This window comes from Chryseobacterium sp. W4I1 (genome assembly GCF_030816115.1).
Taxonomy (GTDB): Bacteria; Bacteroidota; Bacteroidia; order Flavobacteriales; family Weeksellaceae; genus Chryseobacterium.
In genome coordinates, this window is record NZ_JAUSXQ010000001.1 from 4,284,370 (window position 1) to 4,307,178 (window position 22,809).

The window sequence follows — 22,809 nt, forward strand, 5'->3', positions numbered from 1 at the left end:
GCTTATCTGTTATAATAGGTAAAACGGTATTTCGTCTTTAAGATTTCCGGGTTCTTTATTACTTCTAAAAGGATATTTCCGTATTTGGGCAATCCTGTTTTTAGTGAAAGATCAAATGATTTATAAATCAGATAAATCCTTTTTTTATATTCCGGAGAAATCCGGTTCAGAACAGCCCAGTCATTCATAGACCTCCACAAAAGAAACTGTCTCTGGTTATACTGCGGGGTATATTTTATAATTTTTGTAATCCTGTTATCATCATGAATTCCTCTTATTGCAATGGCTTTATCTATAATTCCCGTTTTTAAATGACAGTGATAAGCAAGTCTGAGAATCAGTTCCGAATCCTGGTGAACACGCAGAGTTTCATTGAAACGGATATTATATTGTTTCAGAGAATTTCTTCTTATGGTAAGAGAATTTAAGTGAAATGAAGTACCGAAAGTTTTAGGTGTTAAACTTAAAAGTCCCCGGAAGACTTCTTCTCCCTCTGCGGGATAATTGACTGTACTCAGGGAGATTTCTTTAAATTTAGACTCAAATTCCTGTTTTCCTTTTTCTGTCAAGTATTCCGTACCTATCGCTCCGAAAATTCCTTCAACATTTGAATCGCTAAACAGCTTTTTCTCAGCATCAAAGCGGTTGGGAAGGTAATAGTCGTCTGCATCAAGAAATGCAATAAAATCACAAGTAGCATGGTCTATTCCCAGGTTTCTTGAAGCTCCTGCGCCCCGGTTCTCTCCATTGGGATGTTGGAATACTCTTACTTTGGAATTTTCAAATGCCAGTTTTTTGCAGATTTCCAAAGAATGATCGGTAGATTGGTCTTCAGCCAGGATAACCTCTTTAACTTCATCAAAATATGTAGCAGAATTAACGGCCTTTTCCAGAAACTCGGCAGCATTGTAGACGGGAATAATAACGGAAATTTCAATCATCGTAAATTTTTATAATACAGAGACGTTATTATCTGCCCAAAGTGCAAGTTGTAGCAAGTTCCAGTGTTTCTCATCTTTATTCAGAAAATTTTGAGAGGCCTTGAAATCAATAAAATCAAAAACTTTGTGGTGAGGGTTTTTTAAAAGATCATTGGAAAGAGTCATAAGATTCTCTTCTTTAAACCAGCTCTTTACACCTAAGCCAAAGCCCTGTTTATGACGTTTTCTGATCGTTTCTGTCCAATATGATCCCATAGCTTCACGAAGGATGATCTTGTCATTCTTCTCATCCAGTTTAAGCTGATCCGGCAACTGAATACAGAATTCTGCAAAATCCAGATCAAGGAACGGTGTACGTACCTCCAATGAATTGGCCATAGCCATCCGGTCTGATTTTACCATCATATTGGCCGGAACATAATTTTCCAGATCCACTCTCATAATATCGTTCAGGGAATCAGGGTCAGGCGTAAAGCTGTAATCCTGCAGGTAATCAGCATTTATTCCCAGCTGATCACGTTCTTTTTTATTAAATGCATTTCTCACAGAATTAAGATGGAAGTCCATTATGGATGAATATTCCAGATTATTCTGGGTGAGGAAAGAGGTTGGTCTTAATTTTTGGTACAATTGAAGTCCAAACTGAGCCACCCTATTTTTATAGCTGAAATGGTTTTTCAATTTATTTTCAACGGTATAAAAATGATATCCACCGAAAAGCTCGTCTCCTACATCTCCGGAAAGCACCACCGTGAGGTTTTGTTTGGCAGCTCTGCAGATCTCGTAATGAGGAATGAAGGAAGCATCGGCAAAAGGTTCATCAAAAAACGGGGAGATCTTCAGTAAAGAGGTCACAAGATCCTGTTTTTTTTCGTGAACTTCTATATGATTGGTGTTGTATTTATCAGCAATTTCTTTGGCATATTTCAGCTCATTATCTTTATGGTCATACCCAAAACTGATGGTGGTCTGATGAGGAAGAAATTCGTCTACCAAAGCCACTACGGATGAAGAATCTAAACCTCCGCTCAGGAAACTTCCGACTTCCACATCGGCAATAAGCTGTTTTTTGACTGCATTTTTCAGCAGATAAATAAATTCTTCTTTAGCATCGGACAGGCTTAATTTTCTGTCTTTTGCGGGAAGGCTATAGTATCTTGAAACTGTAATTTTTCCGTCTTTCCAGATCAGCTGGTGTGCAGGCGGCAGAGTGAAGATATTACTGTAAATGCTCTGTTGCGAGCTTACATATCCGTACTGAAGATAGTGTGAAAGGGCTGCAGAGCTTACTTTGGGCTGAATTAATCCAGACGCAAGAATAGCTTTGATCTCTGATGCGAAGATAAATTCGTTGTTACTTCCTACAGCATAATAAAAGGGTTTTTCTCCAAACCGGTCTCTTGCACAGAAAAGTTGCTGCTTCTGATCATCCCAGATCGCAAAAGCAAACATCCCCGGAAGGTCATGGATAAGGTTTTCCTGCTTTCTCTGATACATAGCAAGAATAACCTCTGTATCTGAACCTCCGTGGAAAGGATATTCTCCATAATTTTTCTTAATGTCCAGATATCCATAAATTTCACCATTAAGGACGATACATTCGTTTTTGGTATTGGAGAACATGGGCTGCTTTCCATTTTCAGAAAGATCGATGATCGAAAGCCTGCGGTGACCGAGAGCTGCATGGTCATAAAATTCATGATGCGATGAATCCGGGCCGCGGTGTATCATAGAATCCGTCATTCTTTGGATATGGTCCTGATAGTCTCTTGCATTATTGCTTATGATTCCTGCTATTCCGCACATAATATTGTATTTTTCATCATTAATTTTTCGTTTATGCCTGTGCTAATTTACGACAGATTAAGAAAAGTAGTGCCTTTCTGCATTACCTGATTTCTGAAACTGGTTAATTTCTTGCTGTCAGAAGAGATTTTCCTGTACTTTTCGGACAGCTTTTTATAATTGGTGATATTGCCGGTGATGAGGTTTTTTAGCATGCTCTGTTTCAATGCTTTTTTTTCAAGCTGCAAAGAATCGGGCAGGTTAGGATTCATGGCATTGATCTCGATACGAACATCTTCATACTTTGTGTAATCTATTTTATGGAGAAGCTGTACTCCATCATGAACGACCCGGCTTCCGGGAAACCAAAATCACTTTCATCTGGTGAAAATGAACCCGGTTTACATACTCATCATCTTCGCCGTAATGGAAAAAATAGGGATTGAAACCGCCTACCGTTTCTATTGTTTTTCTTGGTAAAAGCCAATGGGCTGCATTCACAAAATTAATTTCATACCAGGGTTTCAAAGTCTGAAAATAAAGGTCTGAGATCATCCTGGTCTTTTCATAATTTTTAGCAATATACTGGTCTAAAAAGATGTCAAGGTATTGCTCTGTACCATCGATATGGATTGGACTTATAATTCCTATTTCCTGCTGATTGGGATGGCTGTCGTAAGCTTCAAGCATTTTTGCCATACTGTCTTCGTAGAGCCATGCATCCTGATTCATGAGGTAAAAGAAATCAGCACCGTTTTTGTAAGCTTTTTCAATTCCGATGTTATTTGCTTTTCCAAAACCCAGATTGGTCTGCGACTGGGTGAAATCTACTTCGGGGAAATTATTTTTTATATAGTCCTGGGTGCCGTCCACAGAACCATTGTCTATCACAAAGCATTTTACAGGAACAGAAGATTTTCTTAAACTTGTAAAGCAACGTTCTGCCCATTTCATGGCGTTGTAGGTAACGATTATGATGTGGATCTCGGCCATTCTATTTAAATTTAATTTTATCTCTCAGTTTCATGAGTGGTGATTCATAATATTTATAAATCAAAATTGATAAAAATATAGATCCACCCCAGTAAATAATATTCTTTAATAAAACGATAACTAATTCATTACTTTCAAAGAAATTTTGAAATATGTTCTCTAGAAACATTTTCCTAATTAATGAATTATGACTTAAATATAATGAATAGGAAATTAAACTGATGGTTGTAATGATTTTAGTGAAATGAGTGTGTTTTTTAATTTTATATTCACTTAATAAAGGAAGGAGTAATAATATTCCAATACATAATATAGGATAAAAATAATTAGTAAAAAACCAACGTTCGGTATAAACAAATTTCAATGAAATAAGTTTAATAATTATAGTGATGAGTAATCCTAATACAAAGGCGATTTTTTTATATTTTTTCCAGATATTTTGAAAATAGAAACTTATATATGCGCCAAATACACCGTACATTATGCTGTCCATTCTCATAATAACAATTCTATCATAATCTCCCATTTCCAATAATATGGGATTTGAGTTTAATATAATTCGTAATAAAATAGAAAATAAAATAATTGTTACAGAGATTATTAAAATGGATGTTTTGACACTTGTTTTTAATAATTTGATGATTAGGAATAAACAGATAGGAATGATTATATAGAACCATTCTTCTACGCTTAAACTCCATGCTTCACCAAAAAAACCTGGTGATCCTTTGACGAGATTCTGAGAGAAAATAAGATATTGTGGGACAACTTTTAATGGAAATCCTTTAGTGAAAAAATAATTCAAAATTGTAAGCAGCACTAAGAATAGATAAAAATTAGGTAAAGTTCGAGCCCATCTTCTAACCCAAAAGTTAACTAATTCTTTATAATTGAAACCAAATTTTTCGGCAGTTTTAATTAATACATTTCCAATTAAAAAACCACTTAATACAAAAAATATACAAACACCATCAATATTAATGTAGTGATAAAAGTTACTAATATATGATGGAACCAATGTTGAGCTATGTACTAAAAGAACTATTAAAATTGCCAATGCACGTAGAAGGTCTAGCCCAAATATTCTGTGATGATCAAAGTCAAGTTTTAAAATTTTTTTTATTTGCATTTTTTATAAAAAAATAATGATTAATCTATAAATATCTTCTTAAAAGTATCCATCACAGGATGCGGCAGAAATTTTTGGAATAATTCTTCTGCAGAGATACTAAGGTCTGCATCCAGAATAATATCCCTGAGTTCCTTATGATCGCGGTAATAATAAGCTTTATCCTCAAGATGGCTGATATGTGCTTTTTCAGGAGGATTAGCAAAAGCAATCACCGGCTTTCCTTTAATAGCAAATTCAGCCACAGTAATCCCAAAAGTTTCCCCTCTTTCACGGGCGTGAAGAAGTGCACTGCAGGTATTAATGAATTTTTGTTTCATGATGATATCAGAACTCGGCGGTAGGAAAATAATATTGGGAAGAGCTGATTTCCACCATTTTTTCTTTACAAATGAGTCTACTCCCATAAAAATAAAATAGATGTCTTTGTATTTTGATGCTATCTTTTCAATGGTCTGTTGCGCAAAAATAATATTAAAGCTTGCATGACCTCCATAATATCCGAATACTTTTGCATTGACAGGAATATTCAATTCTTTTCTGAGATCCTGATCTGTACCGTTCTCAAAATTTACCATGTGAGGAACAAAAGGATATTTTGAGCCTGTCATTTCCTGGCTCAGCCATTGGGAAACATAAGCGTAGACATCTCCATGGGGCTCAAAATGTTTAAAAACGCTGTGGATCACAGTTTTGCATTCTTTCGTCTCTATGTTATCAATATCTCCGTTTTTGATGGCGTAAAAAAGATCTATATTATTTTGGTTGATGAGTTGATCTACCTCTTTAAAATCAGAATAGCCAAATACTTTAAAGCGTTTGGAAAATTTTTCGATGCCTAATTCATGATTGGTAGGCAGATTTTTATTATATACAATCAATGACTCATTTCCCAGATATCTTTCATTGAAATCTGCATAATCATATAATGCGATGGAAGTCCCTCTGTAATTGAGTTCGTTCTCGTGGAAAAGAATTTTCATTCCGTACAATTTATTTAAATTTATTTTTCAATCTGCCGAGTATTTTCTGAATGATATTTTTCTTCGGATACTTGGTAAGATCATTGTGTTTGAAAAGTCCTTCGCCCTGTGCAATTTTGAAATCCTGCTTTACCCACCAGGCGGCAATATTTCTTTCAAGCGATGCCGTTTCCCCTGAAAAAGGAAGGATGGTATTCAGCAAAAAATTTTGTCGGACGAGGTAAGGATTATTTGTCCAGTTGGCCCAGCGGGAAGTCGTTATGAAGAATTCGTCCTGCGTCTGTATTTTATCCGGGAATTCTTTTGCAGGATCAAGCCAGTGGAGGGATTCCAGAAGATGGGGCGAAGTACATTCGTGCCAGTCGTCATAGTAATCCAGCTCATTACCTTTATGTCTGATCGAGATCAAAGGATATCCCGGATTTCTCCTGCTTCGGTATCGTACTACATCAAATCCCTGATCAAGAAATGTCAGGCCTTTTTTTAGCTGTGAAAGGGTTGTTTGCTGATCTTCAATAAGCTGCCAGTCGTGCTCCAGAAAAAGAATGTTTTCATAAGCTGCATGTTCAGCTAGTAATTTCATGCCTTTTCCAATGCCTATATTTTCAGTTAATCCAATATATCTGACGCCATACTTTTCAGCTGTTTTTTTATCCTGCTCACTTATTTCCTGAAAAAGAATGACTATATCATCGGTCATTTCAAGAAGACCGTATTTTTTGTAGGATTTCAGAGTGTTTTTCAAGGTTTCTCCGGGTTTTCCAAGAGAGAATACAGATGCTTACCGGTAATTTTTCCATAGAAATAGATTAAAGATTGAGGAAAGGATGCCTGCCTGTCATTGATGTTTTTCTTGCCGCTTCAATCTCTTTGAATTTTTTTGAGAAATATCTGTATTGGTCCAGATAAAATTTAGATTCATTGATATTTCCTTTTGCGCTTAATTTTAAAATATAAGAGAGAATGGCAGTTCTTTCTCTTTTGACATTATAATCATAGTTGGGATCGAGATATTTCGTTTCCCGCTGCATCCTCATAGAAAGTCTGGTGTTTGCCAGCAATTCTGCTTTATCCTGCGGCTGCTTTTTGTGGAAAGACTGTACGGCATCATGCACAACTTTGCTTTTTGTGCATACCATAATTTTTAATCCGAAATAGGTAAGCCTGTTGACATATTCATAATCTTCGGCACCGTAAAAAAAGTAAGGATTGAATCCACCTATTTTTTCAATGACATTTTTTGGGATGAACCAATGGGCAGCATTCACAAAGCTTATTTCATAAAATGACTTTGCCTCACCAAAATAAACATCGGAAAACATTCTGTTGTTTCTTACATCTTTAGCCAGATAATTCTCAAAATGAATATCAAATTTTTTCTCACTGCCATCCAAATGCATTGGGCTTAAGATCCCGATTTTGCTTTTATCCGGAACGCTGTTGTACACATCCAGCATTTGCTGAAAACTGTCCGGAAAGATCCACGCATCCTGATTCATCAGATAGAAAAAATCTGCACCTTCTTTATAGGCTTTTTCTATTCCTAAATTATTTGCTTTTCCAAAACCTAAATTTTCGGGAGACTGGATAAGATCAATTTCAGGGAAGTGATTTTTAATATATTCCTGAGTTCCGTCTACAGATCCGTTATCGATAACAATGCATTTTACAGCAACAGAAGACTGTCTTAAGCTGGTAAAACATCTTTCTGCCCATTTCATGGCGTTATATGTGACTATAATTATATGAATATTAACCATTTAATCCTAAATATACTTTTGAGTTAAAGTTTCCAGATAATCTTCCGGCTGTATTCCGGAGAAATAGGTTTCTATATCTTTATCAAAATCCACTTTGTAAAAATCGCCTTCATCCGTTTCACAAAAGCGCGCTTTTTTACCAGTCTTTTTCTCTATGGCACTGATGATCTGTTTCAGATCGTAGTAATACGGAAAAGCGAGGTTGATGGTTTTATTTTCAAGATCTAGGCAGTGGGAGCCGAGAAATTTAGAGATATCTTCAATGTCCAAAAGCAGCCTTCTGGCCTTTAAATGGAGTGTAAATTCATTGTCATTATTGATCTGGGAAGTCAGGAAATTGAAAAGGGTATTCGGATTTCCGCCTTTACCTACGATATTGCCTATTCTCAGAATAAGAAAATGCTCGGAAGAGGTATTGATATGCTCTTCAATTGCTTTTTTATGCAGGACGTAAGGGCTGTCCTGTTTAGACTGATCGTGAATGCTTAAGGTAGAAAAATAGATGAGTTTTTTTTCCTTGTTTTCTTCAATAGTGATTTTCAGAAGAGAAAATTCTCTTTCAAATTCTGAAGTTCTCGTTTCCAGTGAATTGGAGACTCCTGAAGCAAAGAAGACCATATTGTCTGTGTCATAAGATTTTACAGCGTTGGCTATAATACCGTTTCCAATAATCATGTGCTTAGTGTTTTCATTTATTGTGTCTTATAAAGCTGCTGCATCTCGAGGATGTTTAAAAATCAGCAGTTTTTATTTATTTCAGGTAATCAAATATATGAAAATAGTATTTCATTTTAATTTGATTGACAAGACGATCCAAAAGAGGGAGCTTTTTAAGATAGTCCTGGTATTGTTGATGGCAATATTTTTTATAACCTGCCTCGAGGTTTTTATTCAAATTCAGCCCGGAGACAGCCTTCTTTACAAAAGGATATCTTTGAAATACTTTGAAAAGTTCATCCCGGGTTAGCGTTTTTGTTTCTGAAGGGTTAAATTCAGAAAAGGCTTTGTATCCTATATTCTGTTTAGGGTGGATCCGGTAGCCTCCCAATATGGTTTTCTCAATCCATAATGCATTTTGGTCTGCAGCAAGAAGGAGAAGTTCATAATCATGGATGATTACCTTATTCACTCTTTTTAAAGGGAGATTCTTTTTTAGAAATGCATTCCGGACAGCCATGCTCATTCCAGGAAATACATTTCCCTGGTATAAAAGGCGGTTGATAATATCTCCTGGTTTTGTAAAGTTATCGGGATTAAAAGATTCCATTTGCCAGTAAACCATATCTTCAGAGCTTTTTAAAGACTCTCCAAAAAGCCGGATATTGTGACATATTACATTGATATTTTGATGGTTCTTAAAAATGTCAGTAATGGTCTGCGTTTTATTTTCATACCAGCAGTCGTCCTGATCACATAACAGTACAATATCACCCGAACAAAGGCTCATCGCTTTTTCAAAATTACCAACATATCCCAGATTTTCAGGGTTCTGATATACTTTAATCATCTCCGGATAACGTATAGCATAATCGGAAAGAATTTTTATAGTGCCATCCGTGGAGCCGTCATCACAAATAACGATCTCAGATACCGGCAAAGTCTGGCTCAGAATACTGTCCAGCTGTTCGGCTATATAAGTTTCACCGTTATAGGTACAAAGTGCTACGGATGAGGTCATAGGGTAATGATTTCTCAGTTCTTTTTCTGAAAAAGGCTGTAATAATATTTTTTAAGAGCGAGATAGCTGGAAACGACTTTACCGCCTGTTGCTTTATTGAATTCATGTTTCAGTTGCACAAGCTGGTTTGTATGGAATTCAATCATATGATAGGCAAGCCTGTCGTGAAGAGTATCACCATATATTCTTTTTATAATTGGAAGTACTTTAACTCTTTCGCGAAAAACTTTGTAAGGGTCAGATGACAAACTTTTTTTGTCTTCTTCTTTGCGGTAGTGCGCCAAGGGCTCATCCAAAATGAGAACTTCTGGGTTGTTTCTGGTGATATGCATCCACATCAGCCAGTCTTCATTGATGTTTAGACCCTTCTCAAACGTAAACCCTTCAAGAAGTTGACGGGAAATCAAAGCACAGTGTATAGGAATCGTGAATTTAAGATTCCATCCGAATACAATACCTTCAAATGTTGCATAGTCCTTTTCAATATGGTTATAACCAGGATGATGAATGTTGTTGGTATAAATGGTAAATTGGCTTATAATCAACGGATATTCTTTACTTCCGGAAAGACTTTTTTCAATTTTTTTCTTATTCAACAGGTCATCAGAATCTAAAAACTGGATATACTTTCCCGAAGCCCTTTCAAGTCCAGCATTTCTTGCGGAGGATATTCCTCCATTTTCTTTGCTGATATACTGAAAGCGACTGTCTTTTTCTGTCCATCTTTCTACCGTTTCTTCCGTATGGTCTGTGGAGCCGTCATTGACAATTATGCATTCCCAATCTGTGAAAGTCTGATCCATAATGGACTGCAGACATTCATCAAGATAAGATGCTTGATTATAGCAAGGTACTATGATGGATATTTTTGGAGACATTTCTTTTTGATATAATAAATTTTTTTTAGTGCTTTTAAAAAAGCTTTAATTTTAAGATGCTTAAGGTAAAAGAAAATTACTGTATAATGAGCATTATATTTTTTGTAATTACTAAAGTCTAAATATTCTTCCACGACTTCTGATATAAACTGGTAATCAAACAATGAAGAATATTTTACTATCAGTATTTCCCTTAATTCAAAATAAGCTTTTTGTTTTTGGCCAGACAAATGCATTGATCCGGATATGCTTGATCCGGAAATTCGGACCTTTACAATACTATTTTTGATATATAAAATAACATTTCCGGCGGCAAATAGAAGTATTGCCAAATCATCACTTCCCCAGGCTAATGTTATTTTTTCAAACTTAACTCTTTTATATATATCAAGTTTAAAAATATTTTCGGAAAGACTGCTTTGTATTTCGTGATTATATTTTTTAATAAAAAATTCTGAAGGTTTCAGTTCTGAAAAATTATAAACGAAATTTTGGATAACACTATTTTCTTCATCGATCCACTGATGAGAAAACTTCATTACAGATATATTCTTAGATTCTGCGGTTTTAAGATTATTATAGAATTCTTCCACAAAGTTTGCTGAGATTACATCATCATCACCCAATACTTGGAACCATTCTTCTTTTACATTTTCTAACACTCTCTCCCATTGCAGAGCTAGATTTTTACCGCCTAAGTTGTCTTTATATTTATAATAAAAGTAACTTTCAGGTTGAAGGTATTTTTCAATTATATTGACAGGATCATTTGGGCTGGCATCATCACCAATGTATAAAACAAAATTTTTGTTGGTTTGTGAGGCAACAGATTTTATTGTTTCCTCAAAAAAATCTATTTTATAGTAAGGAATAACTATGGCGAGCTTGATTTGATAGTTTTGAGGTGTCATTTTATCAAATTTTTATATGTTAACATTCTTTTTTCGACCAGGTGCCATGAGCCATATGCAAAAATATAAGTAATAATGGTGCTTATCAACATAAGTCTTAAAGTTCCTAACCCAAAATAATGCATCAATGTTTGCTGTATAATGAATGCATAAATATAAACTCCATAAGAAATGTCTCCTATCTTTGAGCCTATGCTGCTTATATACCGATTCTTATTAACGCCGATGAGTAAAATTAGTAGAGGTAAAAGAATAGGGCTTGTATATTTATAACATTCAAAATATAAAGATGTTGTTAATGCCAAAAAAAGCAGACATCTTATCCAAAATGAATTGATTTTCTTAAAATTGATAAATACTAATAAGCTTCCTGCCATGAAGTAAGTACAAAGCCTGTAAAATTCAATAGGGTATAGGAATATCCTTTTCATTGTACTTTCTAAAAAATGACTTTCAGTAATAGTAAAGTAAAAAGCTGAAAGAAAAATACTAATAATTATAATATTGAGATGTTTATATTGACGAAGTGGAAACAATAATAGTAAAACAATATACATTGTAAACTCATAAGACAAAGACCATAGACTGCCATTAATTGCCCGTGGATAAGGATTGTTCTCAAAAACCCCCTTTACTTCATATTGTATTTTATACAATGACAGAGAGTTTGGAAAGTAGCTCCAGAATGTTTTTTCAGAAAATATGTTAATGCCTATATACACAACAGGCAAGAATAATATTGTAAATATTAATAGCACAATATAAGCAGGGTACAGTCTTAACAAACGTTTCCACATATATTCCTGAGGACTTTTGCTGCGCTGTAGACTCATCATAATGAGGTAGCCACTCATGATAAAAAAACAATCTACAGATAGTGACCCAAGACTTAATTGTCCATTCGTTAGAGTTCCTATTATCTCTGCTTTTCCTGTTAAGGGATAAGAATGTGAAACTATTACTAAACTAGCAAATAGCAGGCGAAGAAAGTCAAAATTATTACTTCTGTTAATTTGTGTAGCTATATTCATTATTTTTTAAGAAAATATTTTATTAATTGTTTCTTATGAAAATAACTAATGTTAGAATTTTTAGGATTTGTCATTTTATAAACAAAATATTTTCCGTTTAATGACATTTTTTCTGTGAAACTGTAATGTGGAAACTTTCTTTTATCAGCAGTTACAAGAAGTTTTTCATTATCCCCGTTATAATATCTGTCCTGATTAGGCCTCCAGTAAGCATGCTTTTTTTTATCTATTAATTGATAAAGTTCCTGAACACGTGATTTCCATACTTCTATACTGTAATTGTTAAGGATATATTTGTTTTGTTTTTGTGAGGTTTCTGTTCTGTATTCCGAATTCCGAATTAGTTTTCTAATGTTGGAATGCCATTCATCCAGATTTTTGGGATAAACTATATTATATTCGTTATTGTCACTGAAGAGTTTAAACAAAGGCAGTGGATTGTAGTGAAGAGCAAAAGGTATCTTACGTAAAGCAACCTGAAGAAGAGCTGTAAAAGAGGGCATGGGGAAACCTTCGATATAAATGTCAGTTGTTTCTTCAATTTCAGCCAATCTCTGTGAAGATACAATTCCGTGTAAAAAAATCCTTTCATGCTGATATTCTTTAGCATAGTCAGAATCGGCATTGATTCCTACAATATTAAATAGGACATTGGAATTTTCTTCTACAATTTTATAAGCCTCTTTCAAAAAATTGTAGTGCTCGTTGGGATTGTATTTGTAAGCTGTTCCTGTACTTAATATTTTAATGAAATTAGTTTCGCTGTTGCTGTTTTCATCTTCTGTATTTTGAGCTGTTTCTATTGGAATTGGTAAAAAAAACTGTCTTTCCTTTAAAATATCACGCCTTTCCTCATCAATCGATATGCTGGATTCTCTAATTTGGAGAACAATATCTGCAATAGACGTTCCCAACCAAAATACATGGTCTGCATGATTGATAAAACAGATAGGTGTTGTGATGTCTTTTTGAGATAAAACGATGCTTGTAATCGTTTCATCCGGATGAATATGAAGCACGATCACGTCATAGTCGTTTAGAGGCTGCTGGTTTAAAAGATTGATCGACTCTATCTTAGATGGTGATTTTACACTGATATGTCCCACGCTAATACTATCTGTGAGATAGAAATTACTGATATCTGTTATTTCTTCCAGAGAAAGCCGGGTACTTAGAATTGTATGCTTTTTTGAAGAGTCATTTTTAATCCAATTATAAAGTAATTTGGAATGTCCGCCCGAGGTATAAACTTCTGAGCAGATATGAAGTATTTTTTTTGTTTTTTTTTGTTTTTGCTGATGGTAAGCTATTGGTAAAATCTTTTGTTGAATTTCAGTTAAAAGGAGTTCCAGAGACTTGCTCTTATAATATCCCGAAAAATTGAACCACCCGAAAGAGGCGGTTTTTTCAATATAATTTATACAGTCTTCATAGAGTTTTTCTTCAAATAATTTCTGTGCAGTCCGAATACATGATTCGAAATATATCTTATTTGAATATAATAACTTTTCTGGATCAATATGTATGTTTTTTTTTACCAAGTTCTTGTGTTTTTTGAAACCTATTGATATTGATTTAAAACTTCTATTACCGGAGAAAGTAAAAGCGCTTAATACTTGTTCAATTTCTTGTTGATGTCCCCCAAATTGACCTTTTATAAATCGAGTAGTTTTATCATAATTGTTTTATAATTTGATTTTTTTTAGATGATTCAAAAAAAGTATTTTATCTTCAGTCTTAAATATCTTGTGCCGGGAACTGATATATTTTGTAGTTAATTAATCTTTTTTTATATCTATTTGCTTTTTAAATTCAATTTAAAGTATTTTAAATTCAAATTGAGGTCTGATAATTCCAGGAAGAAGCGCAATGTTTTTTTCAAGTTTTATGTTTTCAACTTCAAAACCGATTGTGCTTGGAGCAATAAATAACGGAATTCTTTGATCTTCACCAAAAATTAATTTGAAATAATAGTTTCCTGCATTTAATAGATTTTTTGGAAGAATAAATTCTATGCTGTATTCTTTTACTTCCGAATCATTACTTGTTGTGACTAAAGCTCCTGTATGAAAAACGGGAACTTCTTCATAAGTTCTAAGCTCAAATGTGACATCTAGATTTATTCCAGCTTTTAAGCTAAGGAATCTTAATTTTACCAAAATTCCGGATTCTATATCTATTAATTCACCTTGGGCTGGCTCTGCAGAAAATTCAAGAACTTTTATATTTTCATTGCCTAATGCCGTTTCAACAGGTCCTTCGTGCAGATATTTGCTTTGAGCTTCGGAGCTTTTTTGGTATTCTACAATAGTATCAAGTATATTGCCACTGTAAGCTAACTGTCCTTGGTTTAGCAATATCCCGGTATTACAAAGTTCTTTAATGGCTGTCATATTATGACTTACGAACAAAATAGTTCTTCCTTCACCTTTCGTTACATCACCCATTTTTCCCAAGCATTTTTTCTGAAAATCAGCATCTCCTACAGCTAAAACTTCGTCCACAATTAAAATTTCAGATTCTAAATGAGCTGCTACAGCAAACGCCAGACGTACATACATTCCTGAAGAATATCTTTTTACCGGAGTATCAATATATCTTTCAACACCTGAAAAATCTACAATTTCATCAAATTTTCTGGTGATTTCTTTACGGGTCATTCCTAAAATAGCGCCATTTAAAAATACATTTTCGCGGCCTGTCATCTCAGGGTGGAAACCTGTTCCTACCTCCAATAAAGAAGCAATTCTTCCATTGGTTCGAATTGTTCCTGTGGTTGGCTTTGTTACCTTACTTAGTAATTTTAATAAGGTAGATTTCCCTGCACCGTTTCTTCCTACAATTCCTACAGCATCACCTTGCTTTACTTCAAAGTTGATGTCGCGTAAAGACCATACATAATCGGAAGTTCCTTTAGTGGTTCTGTCATTGGTTTCTCCTATTTTTAGATAAGGATCTTCGTTTCCTCTTATTTTGTGCCAGAACCTATTGAGGTCATGAGAGAGTGTTCCTGTTCCCACTTGGCCCAAACGGTATTGTTTTGATATATTTTCTGCTTTTAAAGCTAGCATTTTTTAAATTTTTAAATTAATCAAAAGTGTTTTTATACATGTTTATACGGTATCCATGAAGGTTCTTTCCACTTTATTGAATGTAATAATTCCAATAAATAAAAGAACAATAGTAATAATCGTGCTTATGATAAGCATTGAAGGTGAAAAATCTCCGACCCCCAGCCAACCATACTTGAAGCATTCAAAAATACCAGTTAGTGGATTGTATTTTGCCAAGCTTCTGAAATATCCGGGAAGCATTGATATTGGATAAATGACAGGCGTTGCATACATGAGTAAACTTACACCAAATGCTAGTAGCATCGTAAGATCTTTATATTTTGTTGTAAGTGAGGAAAATATCATTCCGACTCCTAATGCAAACAAAGCCATAATAATGATGAGAAAAGGTGTTGCCAACATCCACCAGTTAGGATGAATTTCCTTATTGATAAGATAGTAAAGCCAAACAGCTATAAATAAAAGAAACTGTACAATTAACCGCATTAGGTTAGAGATAACAATTGAAACAGGAGTAACAAGCCTTGGGAAATATACTTTCCCAAAAATACTGGCGTTACCTGTGAAGGTATTGGTAGTACCTAGAAGTGCTCCTGAAAAATAGTTCCATAAGGTTACTCCTGCCAGATAAAACAATATACCAGGCGCACCATCTGTAGGAAGCTTCGCAAATTTTCCAAAAATAATTAGATAGGTAATTGTGGTAAATATAGGATTGATAAAAAACCAAATAGGTCCTAATATTGTTTGTTTAAAACTTGATACAAAATCTCTTTTTACAAACATGTAAACAAGATCTTTGTATTTCCAGACTTCCTTCAATTTCAAATCGAACAGGGAATGGGTGTCATCTATTGTTTCTGTCCACTTTTGCTGTGGTTCATTCATTTGTGTAAGTTTTTGCAAATTTAAAATATTTAATTCTTATCCAACTTTATTGATTAGTGAATAATTATCATATAAAATATAAAACAACAACTAATGTATTACTATTTGTTATTATGAGCAAAAAACTACTAGTAATAAAGCTAATAGTTTTTAAAGTTTATAATAAATTCATTATTTAATGATAGGTAGTTGTTCATATTAGACATAGCTATTCAGCTAGCAAAAATGGGATGTTATCAGTTTGTTTTCATTTTGCAACTAAAATTCGTTGACAGCTTTGATGATAGTCTGAATTTCTTCTTCTTCTAAAACGGAAGAAATAGGAAGACTCAGCACTTCGTTATGCATTTTTTCGGTGATCGGGAATGAAAGATCGGCGTATTCTTTGTAGGCTTCCTGCTTATGGGGCGGGATTGGATAATGGATAATGGTATGAATACCTTTTTCCGTTAAATAGGCCTGTAGCTCATCTCTTTTTTCTGTTCTTACCACAAAAACATGCCATACATGTTCGTTTTCATCAACCGGGTTTTCCGGAAGAGTGATTTTTGGATTATTGATCTCAGAAATGAATCGTTTTGCGATTTCTCTTCGGGTTCCGTTTTCGTGGCCGATGTATTTGAGTTTTACATCTAAAACGGCAGCCTGAATTTCGTCCAGCCTGGAGTTTAATCCTTTATAGATGTTTACATATTTCTGGTTTGAACCGTAATTAGCAATAGCGCGAATTGCTTCAAATACGTCTTTATCATTTGTAGTTACAGCCCCTGCATCACCTAAAGCCCCAAGATTTTTTCCGGGATAGAAGCTGAAACCAGCTGCATCGCCCAGATTTCCTGATTTAATGCCATTCCATTCTGCTCCGATAGCCTGTGCATTATCTTCTACAATCTTTAAATTGTGCTTTTGAGCCATATTTTTAAGCTCTTCAGAAAACACAATTCTTCCCTGAAGGTGAACTATCAGGATGGCTTTTGTCTTTGGAGTGATACTTTCTTCAATTTTTGAAATGTCGATATTAAAAGTATCGGCATCGGGCTCTACAAAAACAGGGACCAGTCCATTATCCGATAAAGCCAGTACTGAAGCGATATAGGTGTTGGCGGGAACAATAACTTCATCCCCTGCCTTCATTATTCCTAATTCAATATAAGCACGGAAAATAAGACGGAGTGCATCCAGGCCGTTCGCTACGCCTAAAGCATATTGTGAACCGATGTAGGATGCGAGATTGGCCTCAAAGTTTTTGAGTTCGCTGCCCATAAGATACCAGCCACTTCTGAAAACGCTTAAAAGTTTGTTTTCAATTTCCTCCTGATAAGTAAGGTTTATTTTCTTTAAGTCTAAAAAGTTAATCATTTTCGTAGCCGTTTTTTAATTTCCAATTGTCAAAACCTTCCTCTTCCCAAGGCATATTTCTGGAGAAGTTGTAAGGCCATGGATAGTGAGATTTATCTGCGCCTCTTGATATCATTTCGCGGACATCTTTAATTTTCTTTGCTGGATTTCCAATGATCAGGGAGTAGTCATCATATTTTTCCTCCTACCAGAGACTGAGCTCCTACAAGGCTGTGTTTTCCAATAACTGAAGCCGGCAGAAGAACCGTTCCAACCGCAATCTGAGAAAAATCTCCTACCGTAGGTCCGATGCAGGTATTGGATGGAGGAGTAGGATCATTGGTAAATACTACATAAGGGTAGATGAATACATAATTTCCAATCTTGGACTGCTGCCCGATATGAACATTGCTGTGCAGCCAACAGTTGTCTCCAAACTCTACATACCCCTGGATATCAGAAACGGTTCCGATCCTGCAGTTGTTTCCAAACTTGGAATGTTCTCTGATCGTTACACGGTGTCCTGTTGAAAAATTCTTTCCAAAAGTAGAGCCTGCATAAATAATACTGTGGCTTCTGATAAATGCGCCTTCTTCCAGAACTGTTTTAGGATTCTCGTATGTGTCTTTGAAATAATAGTCATTGGCGGGTTCTCCTATAACACAGTCATTACAGATGATAGAATTGTCTCCTATGGTAACATTGTCATATATAACGGTGTTGTCTCCTATCCTGACATTTTTACCAATGACAGCTTTCTCACTGATATATACATTTCTATTATTGAACTTCATCTATTTTTGTACTTATTGTGGTTTGTGATCTAGTTATTTTTAGTTGCCTTTTTGAAATCTTCATAATCCCTGAAGTAATCTGCTTCATCATAAATTTCCGAAGCCAGACACAGTAATACTGCATTGTGTGAAAACTGAATGTCTCTCCATACCAGTTTTGGAATATATAAACCCTTCGTAGGATGGTCTAAAATAAAGGTTTCTTCATTGCCATCTTTATCCTCGGTATTGAACGTAATGGTTCCGGATACTGCAAATATAATCTGCTGCAGCTCCCTGTGGGCATGTCCTCCTCTGGTTACATCGTGAGGCGTATAGTAGGTCCAGTAGACACGCTGTATCTCAAAAGGAACATTCTTTTGGGTTTCCGCTATGGTGATATAGCCCAGCTGTGATGATCCTATTTTATCGAATGTAATGATTTGTGGTTTATTGTATTCCATTAATGTTTCTAAATAGTTCTTTAAAGTCCCCAAAGTTAATTATAAAATTACTATTGGAAAGAAGCGGTTATTATTATATAATGGATCTCTAAAAAATTTTATATCAAAATCTACTTAGATGGTAAGGTTGCAAAAGCTTCTATATTAAAAGACTATCAGCTATAAAGCCAATAGTCGTTGGAATTTATAATACAATAATGTTATTTGATGACGAGTTGTTTAAGGTATTCGCCGTAACCACTTTTGCCATATTTTGTTGCAGTTTCAAGAAGTTTTTCTTCATTAATGAATTTATTCCTGAACGCAATTTCCTCAATACATCCGATCTTGAAGCCCTGTCTTTTTTCAATGACGCTTACAAATTCAGAAGCATCATTCAGGGAATCAAAAGTTCCGGTATCAAGCCATGCGGTACCTCTGTCCAGAACACCTACTTCAAGTTTTCCTTTACTTAAATAAACATTGTTTACATCAGTGATTTCCAATTCTCCTCTTGGAGAGGGCTTAATGTTTTTTGCAATTTCCACGACTTCATTATCATAAAAGTAAAGGCCGGGTACAGCATAGTTTGATTTTGGTTTTAAAGGCTTTTCCTCAATGGAGACTGCTTTAAAATCAGCATCAAATTCTACAACACCGTATCTTTCCGGATCAGAAACATGATATGCGAATACTACACCACCATCAGGATTGGTTTTGTTTTTCAGTAAAGTGCCCATTTCAGAACCATAGAAAATATTATCTCCCAAAACTAAAGCAACAGGATCGTTGCCTATGAATGCATCACCTAAAATAAAAGCCTGTGCCAATCCGTCCGGGCTTGGTTGTACCACATATTCTATATTGCAGCCAATCTGAGATCCGTCACCCAAAAGTTTAATGAATCCTGGCTGGTCATGCGGAGTAGTGATAATTAAAATATCCTTAATTCCTGCCAGTAATAGTGTTGACAGGGGATAATAGATCATCGGTTTGTCATAAACAGGCATTAGTTGTTTGCTTACGGCGATGGTAAGAGGATAAAGTCGGGTACCGGAACCTCCGGCTAATATTATTCCTTTCATACTTTTATAATTAGGCGAATAATTGGATTTTAATTATCCATTTGTGTTAACTTTTAATTTTTTAAGATCTCGTTCATCTCTGAATTTAATTGAGATTGAAGATTGTGTGAAACAGAAGCTGTAATTAAAATCATATCATTTTCAGCATTTATTTTACCTTCATTATCTTTATAAAATTCAATTAAATTCTTCAGTTTCTTCTCAGAAATAAATGAAAAACTATTATAGATTGTACCTTTCTTGAATCTTTCAAAATCAAAATTTTTCAATACTTGATCAATGTGAGTGTTTTCATATCTTCTTTTTCCACCTTTGTATTGTTCTCCCCAAAAATAAACTCTGGAATAGTTGATAAGTGCTTCTTTGTAATGGCTTACAGTAATAAGCTCGTCAATTAGTTTTTCCTGTTGACTATTTGGTGTCGCCATGGGAGGAGGTAAGGTGTCCTGAGAAAAAATCAAAATTGAAGTGAAACAATAAAAAATCAGAAGAACCTTTTTCATTTATTTATGAATATTGATTTTCGTAATATTTCTGATAGTCTCCGCTTGTTACATTTTCCAGCCACTCCTTATTTTCCAGATACCAGTCAATCGTTTTTCCTAAACCTTCCTCGAAAGTAACAGATGGTTTCCATCCTAGGTTTTTATTCAGCTTGTCTGCATCAATAGCATAACGTTTGTCATGTCCGGGTCTGTCTTTAACAAATGTGATCAGTTTTTCAGAATAACCTTTCGGCTTGCCTAATTTTTCATCCATTTGCTTAATTAATTCCTTGACAAGATCAATATTCTGCCATTCGTTGAAACCTCCGATATTGTAAGTTTCCCCGGTTTTTGCTTCATTGAATATCTGATGAATGGCTTTAGCGTGGTCTATCACATACAGCCAGTCTCTTGTATATTTTCCGTCACCGTAAATGGGTAATGGCTTTTCATTAATGATATTTGAAATACAAAGCGGGATCAACTTTTCAGGAAAATGATTCGGCCCATAGTTGTTTGAACAGTTGGATACGATAAAAGGCATTCCGTAAGTGTTTCCATAAGCTCTTACCAAGTGGTCAGAAGCTGCTTTGGAAGCTGAATATGGAGATTGTGGATCGTAAGCGGTTGTTTCCAGGAAGAATCCTGTTTCACCAAGACTTCCATATACTTCGTCTGTAGAAACGTGATAGAATAGGTTGTTTCTTTTTTCGTCAGGAAATCTTCCGTGCGTATGATCGGGATTCAGTGTCCAGAATTCTTTACATAAGTTAAGAAGATTGGCGGTTCCGTTTACATTCGTATTGATGAATGCCATAGGATCTGTAATGCTTCTGTCTACATGACTTTCTGCTGCCAGGTGTACTACTGCATCCGGGTTATATTTTTCGAAGACTTTTCTCAGTTCTTCCGGTTTTGTAATATCTGCTTTTTCGAAAACATAATTAGGCTCATTTTCAATGTCCTTAAGGTTTTCTAAATTTCCGGCATACGTAAGAGCATCGAGATTAATAATCTTAGTATCTGGATTGTTTTTTACAAATTCTCTTACAACATGAGAACCAATGAACCCGGCTCCCCCGGTAATAATTATATTTTTCATCTATTTATTTTCTATGGTTTTTCTTCCTATGCTTTTATAGTGGAATCCATTCTGCTGCGGAATTTCCAGTGGATACATATTTCTTCCATCAAAAATGACCTTATTCTTCATTTTTCTGGACATCAGTTCAAAGTTAGGATTTTTAAATTCTGGCCATTCTGTAGCAATAAATAAAGCATCTGCATCTTCTAGGGCATCATACATTCCTTTTGCATACTGTATTTTGTCTCCCAGAAGTTTTTGTACGTTATTTTCTGCCACTGCATCATAAGCCACAATCTGTGCGCCTTTTTCCAATAAAAGATCAATATTGTCCAAGGAAGATGCTTCCCGGATGTCATCTGTATTCGCTTTAAAAGCAAGACCCCACATGGCGATTTTCTTTCCTTTGATATCACCACCGAAATATTTCTCGATTTCTGATACTAAAATCACTTTTTGAGTTGTATTTACTCTTTCTGTAGCTTCAAGGATCTGGAAATTAAAATCTTCCTGTATGCCCGATTTTATAAGAGCTTTTACATCCTTTGGAAAACAGCTTCCTCCATATCCGATTCCTGGAAATAAAAACCGGTGACCGATTCTATCATCGCTTCCCATCCCAAGTCTTACTTTATCTACATCTGCCCCTACTTTCTCACAGTAATTGGCAATCTCATTCATGAATGTGATTTTAACAGCCAGGAATGAATTGGCAGCATATTTCGTAAGTTCGGATGATTTTTCATCCATAAAGATGATAGGAATCCCGGTATTCGTAAATGGCTGATAAATTTGAGCCATGATATTTTTTGCCTTTTCAGAACTTGCTCCCTACAACAACTCTTGACGGATTCATTGAGTCTTCCACAGCAAAGCCTTCTCTTAAAAACTCAGGGTTGGAAACCACATCAAAAGGGAGGTTTGTTTTAGAAGCAATTACTTCTCTTACTTTATCTGCTGTTCCTACGGGAACTGTGCTTTTATTGACTACCACTTTATATTCAGTCATCATTTCCCCAATATTATTGGCAACCTGAATGACGTACGAAAGATCTGCAGAACCATCTTCCCCGGGAGGAGTAGGCAGTGCCAGATAGACAACCTCACTTTTGTCTAAAGCTTCTTTTAGATTGGTGGTGAAAAATAATCTTTCGGATTGTATGTTTCTAAGAAACATTTCTTCAAGGTTCGGCTCATAGATGGGAACAATGCCGTTTTTCAAACCTTCTACTTTCTTTTCATCAATATCAACACAGTATACTGAATTGCCAAGTTCTGCTAGGGTAGTGCCTGTAACCAGCCCTACATAACCTGTTCCTACAATTGTTATATTCAAAATGTCTGTTTTTAAATTTAAAGACAAAAATAATAAAAATACCTTCACCCGCTTCTTTAATTTACTTTAATGAAAATTTTATCTTATTTATCTGATAACGAAGTAGGTTTTGCTTTTTCAGAAAAAATATGTATATTTGCACTGGATTTACAGGAAAAAATGGGAAGGCTTCGGAAGAAAGCCTTTTTTCGTACTGGTAAATCAAGATAATTAA

Annotated in this window: 24 protein-coding genes and 1 pseudogene; 1 reads left to right on the top strand and 24 read right to left on the bottom strand. The window is 35.0% G+C overall.

What is annotated here, in order from left to right:
- Nucleotides 1-2: 2 nt before the first annotated feature.
- The 24 genes and pseudogenes from QF044_RS19945 to QF044_RS20060 all read right to left on the bottom strand — a co-directional run bounded on the left by QF044_RS19945 (nucleotide 3) and on the right by QF044_RS20060 (nucleotide 22,595).
- The gene (locus QF044_RS19945; protein ID WP_307271141.1) at nucleotides 3-941 is read right to left on the bottom strand and encodes a glycosyltransferase family 2 protein; all 939 of its coding nucleotides are present in this window, start codon (nucleotides 939-941) and stop codon (nucleotides 3-5) included.
- Nucleotides 942-950: 9 nt separating this feature from the next.
- Nucleotides 951-2,747, bottom strand: a complete 1,797-nt coding sequence (gene asnB / locus QF044_RS19950; RefSeq protein WP_307271147.1) for an asparagine synthase (glutamine-hydrolyzing) — start codon at nucleotides 2,745-2,747, stop codon at nucleotides 951-953.
- Between the two features lie 47 nt (nucleotides 2,748-2,794).
- Nucleotides 2,795-2,998: a hypothetical protein gene (locus QF044_RS19955; protein WP_307271149.1), complete on the bottom strand. Its 204-nt coding sequence runs from the start codon at nucleotides 2,996-2,998 to the stop codon at nucleotides 2,795-2,797.
- 67 nt (nucleotides 2,999-3,065) lie between these two features.
- On the bottom strand, nucleotides 3,066-3,719 hold the full coding sequence (locus QF044_RS19960) for a glycosyltransferase family 2 protein (RefSeq protein ID WP_307271152.1): 654 nt from the start codon (nucleotides 3,717-3,719) through the stop codon (nucleotides 3,066-3,068).
- Nucleotide 3,720: 1 nt separating this feature from the next.
- Complete coding sequence (locus QF044_RS19965; RefSeq protein WP_307271156.1) at nucleotides 3,721-4,848, bottom strand: acyltransferase; 1,128 nt, start codon at nucleotides 4,846-4,848, stop codon at nucleotides 3,721-3,723.
- A 20-nt stretch (nucleotides 4,849-4,868) separates the two neighbouring features.
- Entirely contained in the window at nucleotides 4,869-5,831 is a 963-nt protein-coding gene (locus QF044_RS19970; RefSeq protein ID WP_307271159.1) for a hypothetical protein, read from the bottom strand.
- A gap of 10 nt (nucleotides 5,832-5,841) precedes the next feature.
- Nucleotides 5,842-6,576 (bottom strand): hypothetical protein, encoded by a 735-nt coding sequence (locus QF044_RS19975; RefSeq protein WP_307271161.1) that lies wholly within the window; start codon nucleotides 6,574-6,576, stop codon nucleotides 5,842-5,844.
- A gap of 64 nt (nucleotides 6,577-6,640) precedes the next feature.
- Nucleotides 6,641-7,591, bottom strand: coding sequence for a glycosyltransferase family 2 protein (locus tag QF044_RS19980; protein ID WP_307271163.1), 951 nt, complete (start codon nucleotides 7,589-7,591; stop codon nucleotides 6,641-6,643).
- A 6-nt stretch (nucleotides 7,592-7,597) separates the two neighbouring features.
- Nucleotides 7,598-8,266 (bottom strand): hypothetical protein, encoded by a 669-nt coding sequence (locus tag QF044_RS19985; protein WP_307271165.1) that lies wholly within the window; start codon nucleotides 8,264-8,266, stop codon nucleotides 7,598-7,600.
- A gap of 76 nt (nucleotides 8,267-8,342) precedes the next feature.
- Nucleotides 8,343-9,269 (bottom strand): glycosyltransferase, encoded by a 927-nt coding sequence (locus QF044_RS19990; protein ID WP_307271167.1) that lies wholly within the window; start codon nucleotides 9,267-9,269, stop codon nucleotides 8,343-8,345.
- A 14-nt stretch (nucleotides 9,270-9,283) separates the two neighbouring features.
- Entirely contained in the window at nucleotides 9,284-10,147 is an 864-nt protein-coding gene (locus QF044_RS19995; protein ID WP_307271170.1) for a glycosyltransferase family 2 protein, read from the bottom strand.
- Nucleotides 10,123-11,058, bottom strand: coding sequence for a glycosyltransferase family A protein (locus QF044_RS20000; RefSeq protein WP_307271173.1), 936 nt, complete (start codon nucleotides 11,056-11,058; stop codon nucleotides 10,123-10,125). Before QF044_RS20000 ends, QF044_RS19995 begins: the two co-directional genes overlap by 25 nt.
- Nucleotides 11,055-12,089 (bottom strand): acyltransferase, encoded by a 1,035-nt coding sequence (locus QF044_RS20005; protein ID WP_307271175.1) that lies wholly within the window; start codon nucleotides 12,087-12,089, stop codon nucleotides 11,055-11,057. Before QF044_RS20005 ends, QF044_RS20000 begins: the two co-directional genes overlap by 4 nt.
- On the bottom strand, nucleotides 12,089-13,195 hold the full coding sequence (locus tag QF044_RS20010) for a hypothetical protein (protein ID WP_307271177.1): 1,107 nt from the start codon (nucleotides 13,193-13,195) through the stop codon (nucleotides 12,089-12,091). The genes QF044_RS20005 and QF044_RS20010 overlap by 1 nt, the downstream gene beginning before the upstream one ends.
- 711 nt (nucleotides 13,196-13,906) lie before the next feature.
- Nucleotides 13,907-15,160: an ABC transporter ATP-binding protein gene (locus tag QF044_RS20015; RefSeq protein ID WP_307271180.1), complete on the bottom strand. Its 1,254-nt coding sequence runs from the start codon at nucleotides 15,158-15,160 to the stop codon at nucleotides 13,907-13,909.
- Between the two features lie 42 nt (nucleotides 15,161-15,202).
- Entirely contained in the window at nucleotides 15,203-16,051 is an 849-nt protein-coding gene (locus QF044_RS20020; RefSeq protein ID WP_307271182.1) for an ABC transporter permease, read from the bottom strand.
- A 258-nt stretch (nucleotides 16,052-16,309) separates the two neighbouring features.
- A complete protein-coding gene (locus QF044_RS20025) occupies nucleotides 16,310-17,410 on the bottom strand; it encodes a DegT/DnrJ/EryC1/StrS aminotransferase family protein (protein ID WP_307271185.1) in 1,101 nt (366 codons plus the stop codon).
- Nucleotides 17,403-17,525, bottom strand: a complete 123-nt coding sequence (locus tag QF044_RS20030; protein ID WP_307271187.1) for a hypothetical protein — start codon at nucleotides 17,523-17,525, stop codon at nucleotides 17,403-17,405. The genes QF044_RS20025 and QF044_RS20030 overlap by 8 nt, the downstream gene beginning before the upstream one ends.
- A gap of 55 nt (nucleotides 17,526-17,580) precedes the next feature.
- Nucleotides 17,581-18,183 carry a DapH/DapD/GlmU-related protein gene (locus QF044_RS20035; RefSeq protein ID WP_307271190.1) on the bottom strand — a complete coding sequence of 201 codons (603 nt, stop codon included), beginning with the start codon at nucleotides 18,181-18,183 and terminating at the stop codon, nucleotides 17,581-17,583.
- A gap of 29 nt (nucleotides 18,184-18,212) precedes the next feature.
- Nucleotides 18,213-18,626: an FdtA/QdtA family cupin domain-containing protein gene (locus QF044_RS20040; protein WP_307271191.1), complete on the bottom strand. Its 414-nt coding sequence runs from the start codon at nucleotides 18,624-18,626 to the stop codon at nucleotides 18,213-18,215.
- A 200-nt stretch (nucleotides 18,627-18,826) separates the two neighbouring features.
- Nucleotides 18,827-19,690, bottom strand: coding sequence for a glucose-1-phosphate thymidylyltransferase RfbA (gene rfbA / locus QF044_RS20045; RefSeq protein ID WP_307271193.1), 864 nt, complete (start codon nucleotides 19,688-19,690; stop codon nucleotides 18,827-18,829).
- 53 nt (nucleotides 19,691-19,743) lie between these two features.
- A complete protein-coding gene (locus QF044_RS20050; protein WP_307271195.1) occupies nucleotides 19,744-20,118 on the bottom strand; it encodes a hypothetical protein in 375 nt (124 codons plus the stop codon).
- Between the two features lie 79 nt (nucleotides 20,119-20,197).
- Complete coding sequence (gene rfbB, locus QF044_RS20055; RefSeq protein ID WP_307271196.1) at nucleotides 20,198-21,277, bottom strand: dTDP-glucose 4,6-dehydratase; 1,080 nt, start codon at nucleotides 21,275-21,277, stop codon at nucleotides 20,198-20,200.
- A pseudogene (locus tag QF044_RS20060) lies at nucleotides 21,278-22,595 on the bottom strand (UDP-glucose/GDP-mannose dehydrogenase family protein).
- A 69-nt stretch (nucleotides 22,596-22,664) separates the two neighbouring features.
- Between QF044_RS20060 and QF044_RS20065 the strand changes: the two are divergent.
- Nucleotides 22,665-22,805 (top strand): hypothetical protein, encoded by a 141-nt coding sequence (locus tag QF044_RS20065; protein ID WP_307271198.1) that lies wholly within the window; start codon nucleotides 22,665-22,667, stop codon nucleotides 22,803-22,805.
- Nucleotides 22,806-22,809 lie beyond the last annotated feature (4 nt).